General features: G+C 35.7%; 18 protein-coding genes. 8 read left to right on the top strand and 10 right to left on the bottom strand.

Going from position 1 to position 19,900, the window contains the following annotated elements; translation table 11 throughout:
• Positions 1–66: 66 nt before the first annotated feature.
• Positions 67–558 (bottom strand): hypothetical protein, encoded by a 492-nt coding sequence (locus JTI58_RS08590; RefSeq protein ID WP_205446247.1) that lies wholly within the window; start codon positions 556–558, stop codon positions 67–69.
• A gap of 156 nt (positions 559–714) precedes the next feature.
• On the opposite strand from JTI58_RS08590, the gene JTI58_RS08585 reads away from it, so the two are divergent.
• From JTI58_RS08585 to JTI58_RS08565, 5 genes are all read left to right on the top strand, one after another.
• Positions 715–864, top strand: a complete 150-nt coding sequence (locus JTI58_RS08585) for a hypothetical protein (protein ID WP_243456363.1) — start codon at positions 715–717, stop codon at positions 862–864.
• A gap of 138 nt (positions 865–1,002) precedes the next feature.
• Entirely contained in the window at positions 1,003–1,560 is a 558-nt protein-coding gene (locus JTI58_RS08580; protein ID WP_205446246.1) for an RNA polymerase sigma factor, read from the top strand.
• The gene (locus JTI58_RS08575; protein ID WP_205446245.1) at positions 1,557–2,492 is read left to right on the top strand and encodes a hypothetical protein; all 936 of its coding nucleotides are present in this window, start codon (positions 1,557–1,559) and stop codon (positions 2,490–2,492) included. The genes JTI58_RS08580 and JTI58_RS08575 overlap by 4 nt, the downstream gene beginning before the upstream one ends.
• Positions 2,493–2,563: 71 nt before the next feature.
• Complete coding sequence (locus JTI58_RS08570; protein ID WP_205446244.1) at positions 2,564–3,331, top strand: nucleotidyltransferase domain-containing protein; 768 nt, start codon at positions 2,564–2,566, stop codon at positions 3,329–3,331.
• Between the two features lie 386 nt (positions 3,332–3,717).
• Positions 3,718–5,199 carry a malate:quinone oxidoreductase gene (locus JTI58_RS08565; RefSeq protein ID WP_205446243.1) on the top strand — a complete coding sequence of 494 codons (1,482 nt, stop codon included), beginning with the start codon at positions 3,718–3,720 and terminating at the stop codon, positions 5,197–5,199.
• A gap of 354 nt (positions 5,200–5,553) precedes the next feature.
• Here JTI58_RS08565 and JTI58_RS08560 read toward each other — a convergent pair whose 3' ends face one another.
• Complete coding sequence (locus JTI58_RS08560; RefSeq protein WP_205446242.1) at positions 5,554–6,891, bottom strand: IS4 family transposase; 1,338 nt, start codon at positions 6,889–6,891, stop codon at positions 5,554–5,556.
• Positions 6,892–7,543: 652 nt separating this feature from the next.
• Here JTI58_RS08560 and JTI58_RS08555 point away from each other — a divergent pair.
• Positions 7,544–8,623: an ankyrin repeat domain-containing protein gene (locus JTI58_RS08555; protein ID WP_205446241.1), complete on the top strand. Its 1,080-nt coding sequence runs from the start codon at positions 7,544–7,546 to the stop codon at positions 8,621–8,623.
• 421 nt (positions 8,624–9,044) lie between these two features.
• Here JTI58_RS08555 and JTI58_RS08550 read toward each other — a convergent pair whose 3' ends face one another.
• The 6 genes from JTI58_RS08550 to JTI58_RS08525 all read right to left on the bottom strand — a co-directional run bounded on the left by JTI58_RS08550 (position 9,045) and on the right by JTI58_RS08525 (position 13,152).
• Positions 9,045–9,713, bottom strand: coding sequence for a hypothetical protein (locus JTI58_RS08550; protein ID WP_243456361.1), 669 nt, complete (start codon positions 9,711–9,713; stop codon positions 9,045–9,047).
• A 138-nt stretch (positions 9,714–9,851) separates the two neighbouring features.
• The gene (locus tag JTI58_RS08545; RefSeq protein ID WP_205446239.1) at positions 9,852–10,259 is read right to left on the bottom strand and encodes a MarR family winged helix-turn-helix transcriptional regulator; all 408 of its coding nucleotides are present in this window, start codon (positions 10,257–10,259) and stop codon (positions 9,852–9,854) included.
• 129 nt (positions 10,260–10,388) lie between these two features.
• The gene (locus JTI58_RS08540; protein WP_205446238.1) at positions 10,389–11,045 is read right to left on the bottom strand and encodes a hypothetical protein; all 657 of its coding nucleotides are present in this window, start codon (positions 11,043–11,045) and stop codon (positions 10,389–10,391) included.
• A gap of 2 nt (positions 11,046–11,047) precedes the next feature.
• Positions 11,048–11,455: a permease prefix domain 1-containing protein gene (locus tag JTI58_RS08535; RefSeq protein ID WP_205446237.1), complete on the bottom strand. Its 408-nt coding sequence runs from the start codon at positions 11,453–11,455 to the stop codon at positions 11,048–11,050.
• The gene (locus JTI58_RS08530; protein WP_004233468.1) at positions 11,452–11,781 is read right to left on the bottom strand and encodes a PadR family transcriptional regulator; all 330 of its coding nucleotides are present in this window, start codon (positions 11,779–11,781) and stop codon (positions 11,452–11,454) included. The genes JTI58_RS08535 and JTI58_RS08530 overlap by 4 nt, the downstream gene beginning before the upstream one ends.
• A gap of 180 nt (positions 11,782–11,961) precedes the next feature.
• Positions 11,962–13,152, bottom strand: a complete 1,191-nt coding sequence (locus tag JTI58_RS08525) for a M14 family metallopeptidase (RefSeq protein WP_205446236.1) — start codon at positions 13,150–13,152, stop codon at positions 11,962–11,964.
• Between the two features lie 184 nt (positions 13,153–13,336).
• Between JTI58_RS08525 and JTI58_RS08520 the strand changes: the two genes are divergently transcribed.
• Together JTI58_RS08520 and JTI58_RS08515 are read left to right on the top strand one after the other, a co-directional pair.
• Positions 13,337–16,078: an ATP-binding protein gene (locus JTI58_RS08520; protein ID WP_205446235.1), complete on the top strand. Its 2,742-nt coding sequence runs from the start codon at positions 13,337–13,339 to the stop codon at positions 16,076–16,078.
• 5 nt (positions 16,079–16,083) lie between these two features.
• On the top strand, positions 16,084–16,938 hold the full coding sequence (locus tag JTI58_RS08515) for a CheR family methyltransferase (RefSeq protein WP_205446234.1): 855 nt from the start codon (positions 16,084–16,086) through the stop codon (positions 16,936–16,938).
• 623 nt (positions 16,939–17,561) lie between these two features.
• Here the strand turns inward: JTI58_RS08515 and JTI58_RS08510 are convergent.
• Positions 17,562–18,710 (bottom strand): SpoIIE family protein phosphatase, encoded by a 1,149-nt coding sequence (locus JTI58_RS08510; protein ID WP_205446233.1) that lies wholly within the window; start codon positions 18,708–18,710, stop codon positions 17,562–17,564.
• A 126-nt stretch (positions 18,711–18,836) separates the two neighbouring features.
• The gene (locus JTI58_RS08505) at positions 18,837–19,844 is read right to left on the bottom strand and encodes an HAAS signaling domain-containing protein (RefSeq protein WP_205446232.1); all 1,008 of its coding nucleotides are present in this window, start codon (positions 19,842–19,844) and stop codon (positions 18,837–18,839) included.
• Between the last annotated feature and the right edge of the window lie 56 nt (positions 19,845–19,900).

Genomic DNA, 19,900 nt, shown 5'->3' with positions numbered 1-19,900 from the left:
TAACAGATAAAAACGGCTTAAATTCTCATAGTGAGGTTTAAGCCGTTGCTCATTTCAATGATGAGGTTAACACCAAACTATGATTTCGTACGGTGTGGTTTGGGCAGGAATACTCCTAGTGGAAGGGCCATAAATGACAATGAGGTTTCGATTTGCAGGATTATTGGAAAAAGGCTGCCCATTTTTAAGTGAGATAACCGTAGTGGGGGAAAGGTTTAATTGTAATTGTCCATCACTACTTAGCAATTGATGATTAAAAAAATCTACCTTTACATTTTGATAGTTGTTATCTTTAACAATAATTAAAGCACGATATTGAGGTGGGTAAATCATTGGAACAGGTGCATCTCCATCATAATATCCTGTTACCCATTCACCCGTTGTAACAATTTCACGATTAACAAAATAGGTGGAGGGAGAAATAATAAAATTGACAACCCCGCCAGCACCATCTTCTAAGGTCATCATTTTATAACAACCGTTCTTATCCCCGTTTTGCCCTACAGGAAAATCACTGATTTGAGTGATGACACCTCGAAAAGATTTAAAATTGACCATAGCCATTCCTTTCTTACATATTTCTCTTTTGTAGCGTATCATTTTAGTTTATGTAGCATTGTAAAATTAGGTGACAGGCAGTTAATAGGGATGCTATTTCATCCCAATCCATCTATACTTAACATGCTTACTATTACGTCAGAGGAGTGGAATCTATTGAATTGGATTTCTAAAAATAAGAAAATCTTTCTATTATTAATTTTTGTTATCGTTGTCATTGCAGGTGTACTCGATATTAAATATGAGGGCTTATTCTTTCAGCTATTACCAACATCTATGCAAACATTTTTAGCTGGTTTATTTTAATATGTTGAGAACCGTACCTTATAAGAAGGACGGTTTTTTTATTAAGGAAGGTTTTTTAAAGAAATTTTTCATTACATGCAACCAATTGTTTGGATTATCTACTTTATAAGTAAGAGTACATAAAAGGAGAAAAAGCAAATGGACGATGAAAAAATAGTTGCTTTATATATACAACGCTCACAGCAGGCTATTTTGGAAACAAGGGAGAAATATGGAGCATACTGTAGAGTAATTGCGAGAAAAATCTTGTCAAATTTGAGGGATGTTGAAGAATGTGAAAATGATGCCTACCTAGCTGCATGGAATACAATCCCACCACAAATACCAAGAAAACTATCTATTTTTTTAGGGAGAATCATCCGTAATATTGCGCTAGATAAGCACAGCTATAATACAGCAAAAAAGAGAAGTAATGAATTTGAGATGATTCTCGCAGAGCTGGAAGAATGTCTAGCTTCCTCTCACACAGTAGAAACATCCTATGAAGCTGGTGAAGTTGCACAATACATTAGCCAATTTTTATACACCCTAGATGAACAATCTAGAAATATTTTTATTCTGAGATATTGGTACTCCTATTCTATTAAAGATCTCTCTTTACACTTTCAAATGAGTAGTAGTAAAGTAAAATCCAACTTATTTAGGACACGTAATAAACTAAGATTTTATTTGGAAAGCGAGGGGATACAGATATGAAAAAAGAGGAGCTATATCGAGAGTTTGGATTAATAGAGGAAGAGTTAATTGAAGCTGCCAAACATGATGTAAAGAAAAAAAGTTTTTCTAAAAAATGGCTGGCTGTGGTAATAAGTATGATGATCGTAAGCTCCGTTTCTACTGCCACAATAGCAGCAGCTTACTATAAACATCAAAATAATGAGCTTTATATTCGTTATTTATCGGCAGAGGATATGGAATTAATGCCGGCTACAGAGTATGATGCAGAGAAATTTCTAAAAGCGCTAGATAGCGACAAAGAGGAGTATATCTATATTGCAATCAATAGATTGATCGAGAGCTATAATAATGAAAAGTTTAGAAGTAAGGCGTTAAAGGCTATTCAGCCCTTTATACAAAGTGATAACGAAAAAATTGCGAATGCGGCTATTTTTGCAGTAGATATTTTATCAGGAAGCTTTAAAAGTCAGTATGTATATAAATTAGCAGATGGGAGTATCTTTTTTACTTTATTCAATAATTACTCTGACTACGGAAGCCAAAATGTTCTTTGGCGGATAAAAGATGATGTGCTAGAGGCGTATTCCAGCTTCTCCAGCCCCTCTATGTATATTAAAAAAATAATCCCTTCACCTGATCAAAAGTTAGTCGCCATTGTCACCAATTCTAATAAAAGCGAATTTGTCGAAGTAATCAACGTGGAAGAGCGTATGGTAAGTCCAGAGTTAGTTGAATCTTCTAGGGTTAAATATGGTGCTGAACAAGGTTTAGATACTTGGATTCGAACAGATCATGAAAACTATAGCTATGTGGATCATCTTAAATGGAAGGGAAATGCAACGATAGAATTTGAAGCTAGCCTTTCCTATGATGACACAGCGATTATTAAAAATGTGTTAGTTACTTATGAAATTAACCAAAAGAAATTAACCGTGAAAGAAATTGAATAATGACGTGGAAAGTAAAACAGATTTTCTATTTTTTGAATAGTATTGTAGAAGAAAAAGGAAGTGAATGATTGATGGAAAAATGGACAATAGCCTTAGAAACATTCTTAAAAGATTGGCAAGACAAAGAGGAAGTTGTAGGAGCACTCGTTTGTGGGAGCTATGTTACTGGAAATCCTTCTAAACGCTCTGATATCGATGTCCATATTATTTTGGCAAATAATGTGGAGTGGAGGGAAAGGGGCAATCGTGTTATAGATGGCTTTTTAATTGAATACTTTGCGAATCCACCAGGTCAAATTCGGGGATATTTCCAAGATGATTTTAAAAAACGAAGAACCATGTCGATGGTGCAATTTAAAACAGGTAGAATTTTATTTGATTATACTGGAATAATAAAAGATTTGAAATTTGAAGCAGAAGAGCGCCTCAAAGAAAACTATAAACAAATGAATAAAACGCTCTTAGAAATAAAAAAATATGAATTATGGGATGCACTAGACAATTTAAAGGATTGTTATGAGCAAGAGAGAAAGGACTTTTCCTTTACCTACCATCACTCATTAGCCATTTTGTTTTTAGCGTACTGTCAGTTTTTAAATCTAGAAACGATACCCTTCTATCAAATCCATGCCTATCTGGAAGATCCAATATACCTGCAAAAATATAGTAAGTCGGCTTTTCCAGATGCTGACTTTAAAGAAATTTTTATGAGAGCAATGCAAGAGGACCATGCTGAAAAGATGATGGCACGATATGAAGCATTAGTGGATTATGTGTTAATACAAATGGGCGGTTTTCATATAGATGGATGGTATGTAAAAAGTGCAATCGATAGTTAAGCTTGAAGGATGGAAGTTAGTTCAGAAACAAGACGAGCTACATATTTTATGTTATTATACAGATATAATAATAAAAAGAACCTATTTTTTATGAAAATGTCAACCATTTTTAGGCCGATTATTCCATTAAGCTTAAATTATTCAATTTTTATTTAGAACAAAAAGTGATTTTTTTGCTTGAATTATGAATGGAAAGGCTCGAAAAAAGCTGATAACTCTCATATAAATAGTTGATATTTTATTCTTGAACTAATTGTGATAAACTGCAATAAGGTAATAATTGATACAGAAATGGTGTGCTCCAAGGTTGCTCCATGGCTACAGTACTTCTAAAGTGGGAGTGCTTACATCCTTTCTGCAAATCTTAATATATAAGGAAGGTAAAAATGAGTAACAGACAAATTAAATCAGATGTTATCTTAATTGGTGCCGGAATCATGAGTGCAACTTTGGGAACATTACTCAAAGAATTAGCACCAGATTGGAAAATTACAGTGTTTGAAAAGCTTGAAAAAGCAGGCGAAGAAAGTTCTCACGAATTAAACAATGCGGGAACTGGACATGCTGCATTATGTGAGCTGAACTACACATCAGAGAAAAAAGACGGATCAATCGATATCAAAAAAGCGATTAATGTTAATGAACAGTTCCATGTTTCAAGACAATTCTGGTCGTATCTTGTAAACAATAAGCTGATCAATAATCCACAAGACTTCATTATGCCTTTACCACATATGAGTTTAGTACAAGGGAAAGAAAATGTTGAGTTTCTAAAGAAACGTCATGAAACGATGACAAAAAATCCTTTATTTGAAGGAATGGAATTTTCTAATGACCCTGAAACACTAAAAAAATGGATTCCACTTATTATGGAAAATCGTCCTGCTGGTGAAGACATTGCTGCAACGAAAATTGACACTGGTACAGATGTTAACTTTGGTGCTTTAACACGTATGTTAATTGACCACTTAAAAGCAAAAGATGTTGATGTTAACTACAATCATAGTGTTGAAAGTTTAAAACAAGCTAGTGATGGTACATGGGAAGTACGTGTGCATGATTTAGACGGCTGTAAAATGGAATATCATTCAGCAAAATTTGTCTTCCTTGGAGCTGGTGGAGGAAGCCTAGAATTACTACAAAAATCAGGTATTCCTGAAGGGAAACATATTGGTGGATTCCCAATTAGCGGTTTATTCTTACAATGTAATAATCCAGAAGTGGCTGAACAACATCATGCAAAAGTGTACGGAAAAGCAAAAGTTGGTGCTCCACCAATGTCAGTTCCGCATCTTGATACTCGTTATATTGATAATAAAAAATCATTACTATTTGGACCATTCGCAGGTTTCTCACCGAAGTTCTTAAAAACAGGTTCAAATATGGATTTATTTGCTTCAGTAAAACCGCATAATATCACAACATTATTAGCGGCAGGCGTAAAAGAAATGGGATTAACAAAATATTTAATCCAACAACTTATGCTTTCAAAAGAACAACGTATGGAAGAACTACGTGAGTTCATTCCAAATGCGAAGAGCGATGATTGGGATATTACCGTAGCTGGTCAACGTGTACAAGTTATTAAAGATACAGAAGCTGGCGGTAAAGGAACACTTCAATTCGGTACAGAAGTTGTAAGTGCTTCTGATGGCTCGATTGCAGCTTTACTTGGAGCTTCACCAGGTGCATCTACTGCTGTACATGTTATGCTTGAGGTTCTTAATAAATGTTTCCCTCAACATATCAAGGAGTGGGAACCAAAAATTAAAGAAATGATTCCATCTTATGGTTTATCATTAGCAGAAAACCCAGAGCTTCTAAAAGAATTACATGCAACAACAGATAAAGCACTTGGCTTAAAATAAAAGTAAGTCATGTAAGCGTTTAAGAAAGAGCTCTCAATCTACTCAGATTGAGAGCTTTTTTAATGTTGAAAAACAAAACAGTCAATTGAAAGGTGAAAATGGATTTCCGTTGCAGGCTACTTGCTTTCCTATGGGCGACCTCCGCTATCGCTCCGTTGAGAGGCTTGTCTCGCTATCCCACGGGAGTCAAGTAGCCATAGCCGTGTCCTTAAGAAAACATCAGACATCCTACGCCAGATTTTCGTGTGTTTATCTTCTGTTTAAAATGGGTATTACACAAGGAGTGAGGGAAAAATGGCCTCACTAAATAAACTATACAAATTATCCATCCAAATATTGGGTTTACATCGACTTTTAAGAAGTTTTGCGTTTTTTACACTTTAGGCAAAATGACGAAACGTTTCGGGTGAGCGTATCGAAATAGACATATAGCTGTTTTTTCGAATGCCACATACTTTTTAAAAGTCGATTTATTTGTTTCGCAATCAACCGGACCGTCTTTCTTTCACTAATCCTCCGTTTTCTTGTCACCCATAGATCATTTCTCATCATTCCCATGATCATTTCAGTCAATAAAAGCACAATACTTTGAAGATAGAAATGACATAACCATCGTTCAATCTTCACCTTCTTCACCTTATCGACTTCTAAATCTGATTTCCATGTTTTAAATAAGAGCTCGATTTGCCAGCGTAATCGGTAAAGTTCATGAATTTCACTTGCTGGCATATCCTCTGGTACATTTGTTAAATAGATGACCACTCCAGGTATTTGTTCTACTTCATTTTTATGGACTTGCCCTTGTTTCTTTTGACGTCTTCTTTTTTCCCGCTTGTGTAGCTCTTTTTTCTGTTCCTCTGAGAGGCGATAGAGAATACAACGTGCAGGCATTTTTTCGTGTCGTCCTACAAATAATTGGGACCACTCTTTGTATTCGCCACGTACCATATCTAATGCGATTTCTTCTAAATGAATTTGTTTGTAACGGCGACTTTCAATCAATTTCCCATTTGGATGACGAGGTGGATGACTTACTTCGACAAACAATTGCGTATCTTTTTTCGTTTTTGTGATATAGAAAGCACCTTTTGCGTGCACCTTTTTAAAAAAATCGAATTGAAAATAGCCTAAATCCTGTAGAACCAGTTCTCTCTCCTGAATCAAAGGTAATCGCGTCATTCCTGCTGGATTATCGGCATCACGTCCGTTCATTAAATCAAAATAAAGTAGCTGTTGGGTTAAATAATCAAACTCCACTTGCACTTTAACAGACGAACAATGGACACCCTGAAAATTTCCCTGATAGGCATCTGGCAATTTGATCGTTGTGCTATCTAAAATACGTATTCGAGTAAATGTGTATCCCGTTAGCTTGGAGAAGGCGAGTTGAAGCTGCGTTTTGAATAATCGTCCAAAAATGGTTTCCAAAAAAGTAACAGCCCGTTCATCAAAGCGTTTATTAAGAGCCGATTTCGTCATAAATATATCCTGCTCCGCCAAGTCCGTACAAAGCGTTTCAAGCGAATCACTGATAATCTCACTCTTTTTCAAAAACAGAAAGTGTAAAAATTGTGCCGCACTAAACGAACGCTCGCGTTGAATAAAACCCGATAATCTACCCACCTCTTTTACTTCATTTTTCCCAAGTATCTGAAAAAGTGGCGCAAGTAATTGAATATTTTCTGGTTTCATTTTGCTGGACCTCCTTTATCAAGTGTACTTATCTATACCTTGATAAGAGAAATATGAACCAACGAATAAAGGAAATCACTAAGGACACGGCTATGGTCAAGTAGCCTACCACTCCAACTCGCAAAAATGTTTCCTTTTAGAAAAGGTTCTCAAATAAAGTGAGGGGTGTTGTCACTCCATATTGATAATAAGATCCTATCCTTTCTCGAATCATACAAATAATGGGCTATTTTGTTCACTACTACTAGTATGAAAGACATTTTCAGAATGGTTGATTGGAGTGGAGCCAGCGTCACTCCTAGGGGATTAGCGTCACAGATGAGACCCTGGAGCGAACGTAAGTGAGTGAAGCGGCTCATCGGACGCCCCCTGGAAAGGACGCTGGCGGAACGGAAATCAACCTCTCACCTTGCAAAGTTACTTTTTCTGCCGTTGACATCATCTTCTACTCAGATTGAGAGCTCTTTTTAATTAGAATATATCCTTTCCTGGGAAATTTTTAATCCAGTTGTGTTCTTTTTAATAAAAGAACCGTCAAAATTAATATAAATCTTGCCTTGTATTTTATGACACTATAGCTCTATGTCCCATTGTTTTGTAAGTGGTTGTTTTCTATACTTTTTATAAATGTTAGAAGGGAGCCCATCTATAGATGATTAAGCTACAAGATATTGGAACATTTCAAGAACTACCAGAGCTTGCAATGCATATCTATACTGGCAATATTACTGCTTTGCAGGCTGCGAGGGATAAAGGCTGGAATATTGAAGAAGAGATACGTTTAAGTCCGCATACATCATTAAGCCCGTTGGATTTAGCATTGATTGCACAAAGATTTGAGGTAGTAAAATTATTAGTTGAATCTGGGGTCAATTTAAATGTGGAAAAAAATCCTGCTTTTTTAAGAGCTGTTCGATATTGTAAGGAAACTATCGTACGTTACCTTGTTGAACAAGGGGCAAGATTAGATGGCTGTAATCAAGTTGGATCTGGGGCCTACTCTCAGGCTTACTATGGCAATAAAAGAAATATCCCACTTATTCATGAATTGGGACTTGATATAAAGCTGCATGGGGGAGTTGTATTACGTCAGGCTGTGTCGAATTTTGACAGGAAAACTGTCACTTATTTACTTGATCACGGAGTAGATATTAATTATCAAAAGCCTGACATGGTCTATCCCTATGAGGCAACACCATTAACAATTGCAACACGAATGGGTAATATCGCTATGGTGAAATACTTGATTGAACGAGGTGCAACTGTCACTTTAGCGGAGAAAGATGGGGAGAGGGCTTATACAATTGCAGTAGGTATGAAAAATATGGAACTAGCAAATTATTTGAAGGCTCTAGAACCTATTGAATTTCATACTTTAGAGAACAAAAAAGAGGCATTAAAAAAATACAAATTACCAGATGAATTGGTGAATTTTCTGACAGACGATCGATTGCATCTCGAACTTGCACCAAATGACTATGGCATTCACTATATCGATTTTTTTAAACTAACCGATACAATTGAGATGAAGTTGGGTCGTCGAAAGCTCCTTCTTCTTTCCGCAAATATCGACAATTATTCTGATTTGCAAATAGTCTGGAATCCAAAAGGAGAGGGGCAAGTGGGGTGCTATGATGTAGAGCATGAGGAATATGCTGATTTATGTAGTTTTAAAGAATTTCTTGCTAGACCAGAAATATACCTTATCCATTTTCTTGAGGGGGAGCTTTAGCCGTGCTGATAAAAATGTGAATCAGCTAATAAAATGATCCTTCATGCTGTTCAATATTTTATGTGTACTTGTAATAAATTTAATTTAAAGTTGTTGAGAGTAAGCATATTCCGCCCCAAAATATGCTTACTTCTTTTATTGCTCTATATTCGAAGGTTTGATAAACAAAAAACTATAGAACGTTTAATATATGTGGCACAAAAGAACAGCAGTAGAGCTATTAATAGTGAGAAGGGAATGCTGAACATAACTGGAAGATCTACGCCATACCAGAGGCCCATTTTAATTTGTTCTAGTCCGAAAGTTCGTAAAAAGCCAGCGATTATGGATAAGCCAGCACTGAAAAGTAATCCAACATAAAGTACAGATAATACCACTAAAGCTAATAAGCAAAAAAAAGCCTTTAGCATTTTTAGGAGTGTCACTCTTTTTCCCTCCGTATAATGTGATGCACCTTTGCACTTGAAGCAATCGAATAATCATCTGTGTAGGAAAGTGTCCCGATTACACAATTTTCCCCTACTTGTACCACTTCACCTTCCACAAACTCAGCCTTTGTATTAGAGAATTGTAGGTGTTTACCGCTTACCGTGTGACAACGTAACATTTTCTTAAATAATGGAAGAAGCGTCATCTTATCCTTTTCGATTATCACATTTTCAGCCATTAACCTGCCAATTTCACTTTCTCCTGATAACTTCAAATGAAAATGATGAGCGATTATTTCCGCAGCCTTCACTATTCCTATAGCGTCAAATTGCTCGCTTTGTAATTCCCCCTCAACCATTAGTTTTCCAGAACTATTGATTTTTTGGATTAGACCATTACGTATTTTAATATTACCGGCATTTGTCAGTTCTTCGATTTCACAATAATCCTTTAACGCACACGAGCCAGTGCTGTTAAATACCTGCGCAGTAACTGGATAATAAAAGGAGCTATGACCATGTGTGGACACTTTTTTTAAGTGTACTTCTTGATGTAGCGATACAGCTCCTCGAATATTTAATTGTTCATAACCAGCATCCAAATGTTTAATAGAGCCATTCGTTTGTGTTAGGGTACGGAGTTTTTGAAACAAAAAATTCACCTCATTATAATTTAATTAATATATATTTTAATTATTAAAATATATATTAATTAAATTATATGTAACTTCCATTTGTCAAGAACAAAAGCATTGCCTAAAAGTTGAGCAATAAAAAAAGGATTTCAATTTGTTGAAATCCTAAAGAATTTTATTCATTAATTGGTTTACTTCACGTAAGATTTTGGCCATGTCTATCAGTTTATCCTGAGAAAACTTTAAAAAGATTTCTTGGACTTTCATGTCACCAGTATTTGTTAAAGCCATGATGACCACACGTCGATCATTATTTTCTCTAATTCGTTGAATTAGCTCTAGCTTTTCCAATTTATCGCACATGGAAGTTACAGCTCCGGGGGTTACACTAAAGAAATCAGCAATTTCTGTTGCCTTCATCCCATCATTTATTTTTAGTTGCAGAAGCAATATTAATTGGTTTTGTGATAACGCTTCCCCTTCAGATAAAAGATCTACAAACATTTTTGACTTCTGCTGTATTTCTAGCATTTCTTTCATAATAATTTCTACATTGTTTAGACTTTCTGCCATATAATCACGTCCGTTAAAATATTTAATAAGTAAATTATATAGCAATTAAACAAATGATGTCCATGTTGGAAATACAGGTGCTCATGATTAAGACAAGATATTTTTTAAAGTTTTCATAGAATACCTTCTTTACATGCGTTTCATAAAAGTAGTATGATACATTCTTCTTTTATACACATAAAAGTACATACTTAGAGGCCACCATAGCGTAACAAAAATAGGGTAGATTGCCCATATAACATCTGGTGAAGAAACAACGTTAACTGTAATGAAAAAGATACTAATTAGTATAGTAGCTGTAACGGAGAATGCTACAAAGGTTTTTCGTTGTGCGTGATATAAAGCTAGAGGCCACCATATCACTAAAAATGCAGGATAAATTGCCCAAGGATATTGAGGAGATACAATGATATTCAGTATAGTGTAATAGATGATTGTAGAAGCACAGCCAATTAGTGCTGTTTTTAACGTTTTAGCCTTTTCATCTAAGTACATTAGAATTGGCCACCAGATAATTGGATAAATAGCATAGACAAACCATAAATGATTCGGTGCGTATAAATAATTTTCAACTATAAGAAACGCAATAATTAAGGCACTACAAACGATTGAGTATTGTTTATACAATTTTTTAGCCATAAAGAATAAAGTAATTGGCCATAGTAGTAGCAATAAGCATGGGTATATAAACCACATTGTTTGAGGAGATGTCGTATAATTAACAATCCCTAAAAAAATCATTGTCATCAAGCTCCCAGCTATAGAAAAGTTAATAAAGTTCCTCATGTTTATTCACCCCATTTCTTGCGGGACCACACAAAGTACATAGATAAAGGCCACCAAAGAATGGCGAAAATCGGATAGATTGCCCAAATTGTATGTGGTGTGTAATAAAGATTAATAAAAATAAAAAATGCAATGATTAAGCCACTACCCCAAATTGAAAATTCTAGATTTAATTTAGCCATGCTTTTCTTTGCTGGCTCTTTAACACCTAATTCTTGCTTTAAGTCTTCAATATCTCCAAATTCTACGATGGCTTTATTGATGGCATCTTCTTGTTCTTTCCCTTGATCCATCAAATAAAATACTTTTTCTTCGAGATTTTCAATGATTTCTTGTTTAACCATTTCCGTTTCGTTATTACGAGGAATGTCTTTAAAAAGCTCATCAATATGGTTTTTTATTCTTTTCATTCTAAGCCCTCCATAAATAAATCGATTATTTCTTTTACTTCCGACCATTCTTTCACTAGCTCATTTAAATAGGCTTTACCTAATGAGGTAATACGGTAATACTTTCTTTTGCCTCCGTGTGAGACATCTCCATAATAGGCTTCAATAATTTCCTTTTTTTCGAGACGTTGAAAAACAGCATACAAAGTTGCTTCCTTGATTTGAAACCGATTGTTTGTACGGAGACTTATTTCCTGAGAAATTTCGTAGCCATAACGGTCTTTTTCTGAAATTAGCCGTAAAATAATCGAATCCAAATGTCCTCGGATAATATCACTGCGAACCATAAGTCACCTACTTTAATTTATTGCTCTATCTGACAGAGTAATAGTAACAAACATTACTCTGTCTGTCAAAGTAATTTATTTCACTTTTTTAGCCATGACGAGACCTTCCTATAAAAAAACTCCATTCGCAGAAAAGCCCAAAAGGACCGTTTCTTAGTGAATGGAGTTTGATTACTCTTTTTACATATACAACGCAGCAAGAAAAATCCCTAAAGATTCCTCGTAAATGTCATCAAACTGACTGACTGGTAAAGGGTTTGTGCCACTGCCTAACTCAACAGTGAAGCCAGGTCTACGCCAATCCTGGATAAACCAATCCTTATAGCCAGCATAGCTTCCAGCAGATTGAACGGGCTCATAACCACTTACTCTACTAAATTCATTGACAAGAACCTCTGATTCGGGGGGCTCTAGATTTTCAAAGCCCCAATATATGACGCGTCCCTGTGTGTGAAAGGCTAATACTCTAGAAAAATCACGTTGCTTGGTCAAATCAGCCATTGCAATGGCTTCAGGTTCAGATAATGGTCTTTCACCTCCATAATCTCTTGGCCCTGGTGTTTTTGGATTACGGGCACTTTCAAGCTCCCATTCTGCAGGAAATTGGTCATTTAAATCAATTCCATGAATGTTTGCTTTCCAGCCAGAAAAATCAGCGCTAGCATTATTCCATGCAATCAGTTGATTTCTTAACGCTTCATCATTTGGTGGGCCTTGTATCACTAAATCAACCCCATCAGGATTCACCATTGGTACGATGGAAAGGAATGCTTGCTGATAAAGAGAGAATGGAGAAATACCACGAATACTACTTTGATTGGTGAGAGCGAGCAAATAGTCATTTAAAAATGTTAGAATAATAGGTGTAGTAATCCATTCATTCGCATGGAAGGAGCCATTATAGTGAACACGTTTTGCACCATGGCCCATTGTCAGCTCAGGTAGCTCTTTCCCTAAAACGGAACTGCCAATGTTTGAACTATGAAGAAAAGGATAGGCATCAAGGAGCTTTCTGAGATCATTCATCATATGGGTATACGTGTAATTTTGCTTACCTTCAACTAAACGCCATGTAATCCGTTGAGGTATGCGAATCATTTGACCGATTTGTAAGCGATTTGGATTGAGACCAGGATTAACGAGTAATAGGGCGACTAGGGGAAGGTTTCGACTCTGGGCAATCCGCCAAAAAGAGTCCCCTTGTTTAATTTGATAGTTGTTGGTCACAAAACCAGGAATCCGAACGCGTTGTCCAACTCTTAAAAATTGGGGATTTATATTTTCATTGGAATCTAAAATGAGTTGAAGAGGTATTTTAAACACTTCACTGAAATGCCAAAGTGAATCTCCTGGCCTTACGATAATATCCACATGTTTTCTCTCCTTAATTAGAAATAGTTCAATATAAAATGTATATGAAAAATGCATAGACTTATTAATACAAAATAAGCAAAATTTCTTGTTACGAGTCCTAAAAGAAGAGCTAATCAGTTATTTTTGCATGTATACTAGTAATAATAATAGAGTTCAAGAAAGGTAAAGGTAGGAAAACCAAATGTTAAATAGATTGAAATTGGGTATACGCTCAAAGATTACATTAGGTTATATCGTAATCATTCTTTGCTTACTTGCGACGGTTGTCATATTAAATAATCAAATTACATCTCTGCAAAAGGAAAGAAATTATATTATTAAGTACGATTCCAATGTTCTATCTTTAACGAACGAAATTGAAAAATATATATTGGATATGGAATCGAGTCAGCGTGCTTTCATCATTACGGGTAAGCAAAGTTATTTGGAACCCTATGATAATGCAGCTGAGAATTGGAAAATAGATTTTAATGATCTCTATCAACAAATGAAAGATAAACCAAATCAGCAGGACAAACTAAAAGAGATAGAGGAAACAATTGAACATTGGATTGCCACTGCAGGCGAACCAACTATTCAATATAAAAAGGATAATAATGTAGAAGCATTAAATGAATTTTTTAAAGTAGATAATGGTCGTCAAGATATGGAGAAAATGCGCAAATTATTTGATTCATTCCGCGCCACTGAAAATGCTTATACACAGGCAAAGGCAAGTCAGTTAGACAAACAAAATAATAAATTAACAAGTGGTTTATTTGGGATCTTAATTTTAGTGTCTACAATAGCCATTGCAATAGCTAGTGGGATATCCCGTTCGATAGTAAAAACGATAACGGAAGTAACACAAACGATTCAGGAAATAGCCGCTACAAAAGGTGATTTCAAGAGAAGAATCCATGTGAATACTAATGATGAAGTGAATGAACTTGCTGATGCAACGAATAATCTTTTAGAGTCAGTGGAAAAGAGAGAATGGCTACAAAGTAATGTTGCTGAAATCGTGACAAATTATCAAGGCATTTCAGCAATTACAAAATTGGCGGAAACCTTCCTGTCAGAAGTAGCGCAGAAAACACAAGCATCCCTTGGCGCATTCTATGTTCGAGAAGTAACAGAGAACCAAGTACAATTTGTGAAAAAGGCTGCTTTTGCTGACATGGATGATGGTGTTGGCATGGAGAGCTTTAAAATAGGACAGGGATTAATCGGTCAATGTGCATTAGAAAAAAGAGTGTTATTCTATGATAATATTCCAAAAGACTATCGTTTAATTAGTACAGGAATAGGTGAAATAAGACCACAAAATATTTTATTGATCCCTATTATTTTTGAAAATGAAGTCATAGCGGTTGTTGAAATAGCAACAATGGCTAAATTCAGTAAGTTACAGCAAGAATTAGTTAGACAAGTCACTGAAACCTTTGGACTAACAGTGAATAGCGTTTTAGGGCGTATGGAAATTGTTCGTCTATTAAATGAATCGAGAGCAATGACAGAGGAATTACAGGTTCAATCAGAAGAGCTTCAGACACAATCAGAAGAATTACAAATGCAGACGGAAGAGCTGACAATGATTAATGAGCAGCTTGAAGAGCGCACGAAAGAGGCTGAGTCTAAATCAAGAGAGCTAGAGAAGGCGAAGAAGGAATTAGAAGAAAGTGCAGAGCAACTTATTCTTAACTCCAATTACAAATCCGAATTTTTAGCTAATATGTCACATGAATTAAGAACACCTTTAAATAGCATATTAATCTTATCAGAGATGCTAGCAGAAAATAGCCAACACAACCTAACAGACGAGGAAGCAGAATTTGCTAAAGTTATTCATTCTTCAGGGGAGGACTTGCTTGCTCTAATCAATGACATTTTAGATTTATCTAAAGTCGAGGCTGGAAAGCTTGATATTATTTTTAATGAAGTCAATATGAGCGAAGTACCTGTGCAAATTGAACATACCTTTGCACCAGTTGCGATGAAGAAAAACTTAGCATTCCATATTTCAAAGGCAGATCATGTAGTAGATATATTCTATACAGATGAAAAGAGATTCCAGCAAATCTTAAAGAATTTATTATCTAATGCCTTTAAATTTACTGAGCATGGATCTGTCACATTAGATATTAACCAGCTTACACCACAACAACTAACAAACAATATGCAGGATATAAGTACAGATTGGCTAGAAATTACTGTTTCAGACACAGGAATAGGTATTCCAAAAGACAAACATCAGCTGATTTTTGAATCATTCCAGCAAGCAGATGGAGCTACAGTTCGAAAATATGGTGGAACAGGCCTTGGACTTTCTATTTGTAAGGAGTTTGCCAAATTACTTGGTGGCTGGATTACGTTGCAAAGCGCTGAAGGACAAGGTAGTAGCTTTAGGTTAACAATTCCAAGTCTACCAAATGGAATCGAAGAGGAGCATTGCCAAAAGCTTGCCATGAACGAAGTGGCTGCTACGACGGTGAAAGAGGAAGAAGCAACAGAGCAACCACAAGCAATGGAAGAAGCCCTTCAACAAGAGGTAGAGGTTTTCCAAGGGAAGAATATCTTAATCGTTGATGATGATAACCGTAATATTTATGCGTTGAAAACAGCATTAGAAAAAAGAGGTATGCATATTCTAGTTGCCAAAGATGGGCTAGAATGTTTAGAGGTCTTGCAAGCTAATCCTGATATTGATCTTGTTCTGATGGATATCATGATGCCTAATATGGATGGCTATGAAGCGATGACTATAATTCGTCAGCAAATGAAGCGTATTGATTTGCCGATCATTGCATTGACTGCTAAGGCGATGAAAAATGATCGTGATAAATCATTGCAGGCAGGTGCATCTGATTATATTAGTAAGCCATTAAATTTAGATCAATTAATATCAGTTTTAAGAGTATGGTTGGTTTCTAAGGGGAGTTAATGAACATGGAACAATTTCAGCCTTTGGAGCAAAATATACAATTAAATAAGCAGACAAATTTAGAAATTGATTTGTTACTAGAGGCTATTTATCGTTTATCTGGTTATGATTTTCGTCAATATAATCGTTCATCCATTTCGCGTAGAATCTACAATAGAATGGGGATCAATAACATTCCAACGATTTCTCGCGTACAGGAAAAGGTCATTCATGATAAAGAATTTTTAGAGCAGCTATTGAATGATTTTTCGATAAATGTAACGGAGATGTTTCGTAACCCTAGCTTTTTTAAAGCTTTTCGTGAAACGGTCATCCCAGTTTTGCGAGAATATCCAGAAATCCGTATTTGGCATGCAGGGTGTGCGACAGGTGAAGAAGTATATTCTATGGCCATCTTGCTGCAGGAAGAGGGGCTTATAGAGAGAGCTGTTATTTATGCAACAGATATGAATGAGCAAGTATTAGAAAAGGCTAAGAAAGGTGCTTTTCCAATTCATAAAATGCAGGCATATACGAAAAACTATATGCTGGCTGGAGGTGCCCATGCTTTTTCAGAATACTATCAAACAGATTATCAATATGCTTACTTCCATCCAACATTATTGAAAAATATTATTTTTGCTCAACATAATTTAGTAACAGATCATTCATTTAATGAATTTCATGTCGTCCTGTGCAGAAATGTTCTTATTTATTTTTCACCTAAGCTGCAGAGTCAGGTACATCAATTGTTTTATGAAAGTCTAAGTGACGAAGGATTTTTATGCTTAGGGGATAAAGAAACATTGCGATTTGAAGAGGTCATTTCAAAATATAGTGAAATTGCAGGCAACGAAAGAATTTATCAAAAAATGTATTAACGAGTAAGAGGCTATCTTTAATTGATAGCCTCTCATAGTGTTGAAAAACAAAACCATCAATAGAATTTTTGTGAAAGGTGAAAATGGTTTCCGTTGCAGGCTACTTACTTTCCTGTGGGCGAGCGCCGAATCGCTTCCTCCGCTACCGCTCCGTTTAGAGTTTTGCCTGTCTCGCTATCCCACGGGAGTCAAGTAGCCCTCCACTCCAACCTACAAAATATTAACTTTTTATCAAAGGTTTTCAAATAAAGTGAAGGTCTTCACTACTCTTTATGAAGGGGTGTTGTCATTACACATTGAAAATAAGAGCCTATCTAATTATACAAATCATGGGCTAATTTGATTACTACGGCTAGCTAGTATGAAAGATAAGGAAAAGCCACTTTTGCAGAATGGTTGATTGGAGTGGAGCCAGCGTCACTCCTAGGGGATTTAGCGTCACAGAGGAGACCCTGGAGCGAACGGAAGTGAGTGAAGCGGCTCATCGGACGCCCCCTGGAAAGGACGCTGGTGGAACGGAAATCAACCCCTCACCTTGCTAAAAGGTCTTTTTTTTGCTAGTGACATGATCTTTTTCAACAACATAAGAGGCTATCTATAACTGATAGCCTCTGCTTTTTTATTTATAGAGAAGTAGTGCTAGCTTGAATCATTAATACACACATATCATCAGGCTGATTTTCTTGTTTATCCTTAGGTAATAGGTTATCGATTAGGCATTGCGAATAATCCCACTTGGAGGATGTTAGCGTTTGCAAATGCTTTTCGGATTCTATTTCACAAGGTCCCATTGCCTCTAGTACACCGTCAGTAAATAACACAATCTGAATATCATGCTCATAATGAATATATTGCTTTTTCACTTTAATTTCATCGAAGAAGCCGACTGCACAGCTACCCTGATCTAATGGAATACATGTTTTTTCATCGATTAGTGCATAGCCAGAAGGATGGCCAGCATTTATGTATTCGACTGTTTTGTGCTCTGTATCAATGATTAAATAAATCGCTGTAAAATAATAAAGATTATTCTCTTTACCATCTTGCAATAGTGTCATATAACGATTCAGTTCCTTGATGACAAGCTCGGGTTCGATCAATTGCTTAACCGCCTCTCTTAGAACAGAGGAGATGAACATACAAACAAGCGCTGCAGATATACCGTGACCCATCATATCCAATAGTATGATGGCATAACGATGATCGTCTATTTTATACCAATAATACATATCCCCTGCTAAATTAGAGGAGGGTAAATAGGAAACCTCAATACGGATGTCCTTCTCATTTAATGGTGGACTAAGAAGACTTCTTTGTACATGGGTGGCTAAATCTAGTTCATATTGTATTTTCTTTTCATGCTGTGTGTGCCAGTCTAATTCCGCTTTTAAACGTAAGGCAACACGCATTCTGGCAAGTAACTCTGTTTTATTAATTGGTTTTGTAATATAATCTACGCCACCGATATCTAGGGCTTCTGCCAGTTTATTTTTATCCTCGAGTGCTGTGACAAATATGATTTGAATATCTTTCAATCTCTCATTTTGCTTAATACGTTTGCAGGCCTCAATACCATCTATTTCCGGCATCATAATGTCTAACAAAATTAAATCTACTGAATTTCCTGTCGGATTGGGTGCATCTAATTGTAAATAATCAAATAGCTCATAAGCAGATGAAAGAGAAACACAGTTATCATAACCTGCATTTTTTAGTATTTTTTCAATGACAAATAAATTGACTTGATTGTCATCTACTAGAAGAATGGTCATAGTAATTTCCCCTTACTCTGATTGAATTGTGCAGATTATTTTCATGTATATAAAAATACTTTCAACTTTATCATTATACAAAACATCAGAGAATAAAGGTATTTTAGCGATTTCAATAGGGGGATTTTATACTCTCGCTTTTTTAAATCCTTGATAGATATCAAATGCATTTGCTAAAACAGCAATAATTATACTAAATAGTAGGATTTTATCTATAGTAAAGGCAACCTTAGCTGATGTTGTTTCTAGGATAGCAGCCATGTATGGAATGGAGGCACTATGAATAAAATCTTGGTGCATCGCCATTAAAATAAACACGATCGTTCCTACACTTTGAAGTAGTGCATTAGTGATGGCGATAGGCACTGTCCACTGACCCGCACGCCATTTTAAAAAAGTTAAAGTGAGACTAAGGATAATACATAGTAAGACTACAGGAACAAACGATTGTAAAATATTTTGATTAAAGATTGGCATAACAAATTTCAAGCTCCCGTTGTCATTTGTTGTATAAATACCTAAAAGACGATAGGCATTCCAATAAACAAAAGAAAAAATAATGATTCCTAGAAGGCTAAAAATTGTGTCACTTAAAGTAATGATTTTATCTTTGGGAATCTTTTTAATCTGTACTAAATCATCAGGTGACCATTGCTTGGTATCTTTCAAAATGGGTAGGGAAATCTTTTCAGCACCAGAGCGTTCCTTAATGATAAAAATAACCGTAACCCAAAACAATACGTGAAATAATACAGCAATAATGGCAACAATGATTCCCACAAAGGCTGTAATAATGGCTGTGAGAAGTGCTTCTTCTCCCGAATAGAGCACCATTTTCTCTATTACTTGAACAATGATCGTAATGAGAATTGCCCAAGGAATAACTAGCTTGATGGTTCTTGTATATTGATCAAAAATCTCTGGACCAATTAAAAAACGGGGAGTATCCTGATAGCTTGCAGCAACCTCTACAGGGCTTCCAAGTTTCTTGAGTACTTCCTTCACCTCGGATTCTGAATATTGCTCTGGCAACATATCCTCAATTGTAGCTTTTAGTTCAACCTTGATTTTCTCACGTTTATTTTTTTGTAGCCTTTTAGACACTTCGTGAATATAAGAATCAATTAAAGTCATACATTTTCCTCCTTTACTCATTTTCAGTACTCATTATTTTGTCGTGGTAATATATG

Source organism: Lysinibacillus fusiformis (assembly GCF_016925635.1).
Classification (GTDB): domain Bacteria; phylum Bacillota; class Bacilli; order Bacillales_A; family Planococcaceae; genus Lysinibacillus; species Lysinibacillus fusiformis_F.
Note: the sequence above shows the minus strand (reverse complement) of the source record. Positions and strands in the feature narration are given on the sequence as shown.

Coding starts and splice junctions, on each gene's coding strand:
- JTI58_RS08545 (WP_205446239.1), bottom strand. CDS start 10,259: ATGGCAGAAAGTCTAAACAATGTAGAAATTATTATGAAAGAAATGCTA.
- JTI58_RS08510 (WP_205446233.1), bottom strand. CDS start 18,710: ATGACCATTCTTCTAGTAGATGACAATCAAGTCAATTTATTTGTCATT.
- JTI58_RS08565 (WP_205446243.1), top strand. CDS start 3,718: ATGAGTAACAGACAAATTAAATCAGATGTTATCTTAATTGGTGCCGGA.
- JTI58_RS08530 (WP_004233468.1), bottom strand. CDS start 11,781: ATGGTTCGCAGTGATATTATCCGAGGACATTTGGATTCGATTATTTTA.
- JTI58_RS08520 (WP_205446235.1), top strand. CDS start 13,337: ATGTTAAATAGATTGAAATTGGGTATACGCTCAAAGATTACATTAGGT.
- JTI58_RS08505 (WP_205446232.1), bottom strand. CDS start 19,844: ATGACTTTAATTGATTCTTATATTCACGAAGTGTCTAAAAGGCTACAA.
- JTI58_RS08515 (WP_205446234.1), top strand. CDS start 16,084: ATGGAACAATTTCAGCCTTTGGAGCAAAATATACAATTAAATAAGCAG.
- JTI58_RS08535 (WP_205446237.1), bottom strand. CDS start 11,455: ATGAAAAGAATAAAAAACCATATTGATGAGCTTTTTAAAGACATTCCT.
- JTI58_RS08590 (WP_205446247.1), bottom strand. CDS start 558: ATGGTCAATTTTAAATCTTTTCGAGGTGTCATCACTCAAATCAGTGAT.
- JTI58_RS08580 (WP_205446246.1), top strand. CDS start 1,003: ATGGACGATGAAAAAATAGTTGCTTTATATATACAACGCTCACAGCAG.
- JTI58_RS08540 (WP_205446238.1), bottom strand. CDS start 11,045: ATGAGGAACTTTATTAACTTTTCTATAGCTGGGAGCTTGATGACAATG.
- JTI58_RS08560 (WP_205446242.1), bottom strand. CDS start 6,891: ATGAAACCAGAAAATATTCAATTACTTGCGCCACTTTTTCAGATACTT.
- JTI58_RS08575 (WP_205446245.1), top strand. CDS start 1,557: ATGAAAAAAGAGGAGCTATATCGAGAGTTTGGATTAATAGAGGAAGAG.
- JTI58_RS08570 (WP_205446244.1), top strand. CDS start 2,564: ATGGAAAAATGGACAATAGCCTTAGAAACATTCTTAAAAGATTGGCAA.
- JTI58_RS08555 (WP_205446241.1), top strand. CDS start 7,544: ATGATTAAGCTACAAGATATTGGAACATTTCAAGAACTACCAGAGCTT.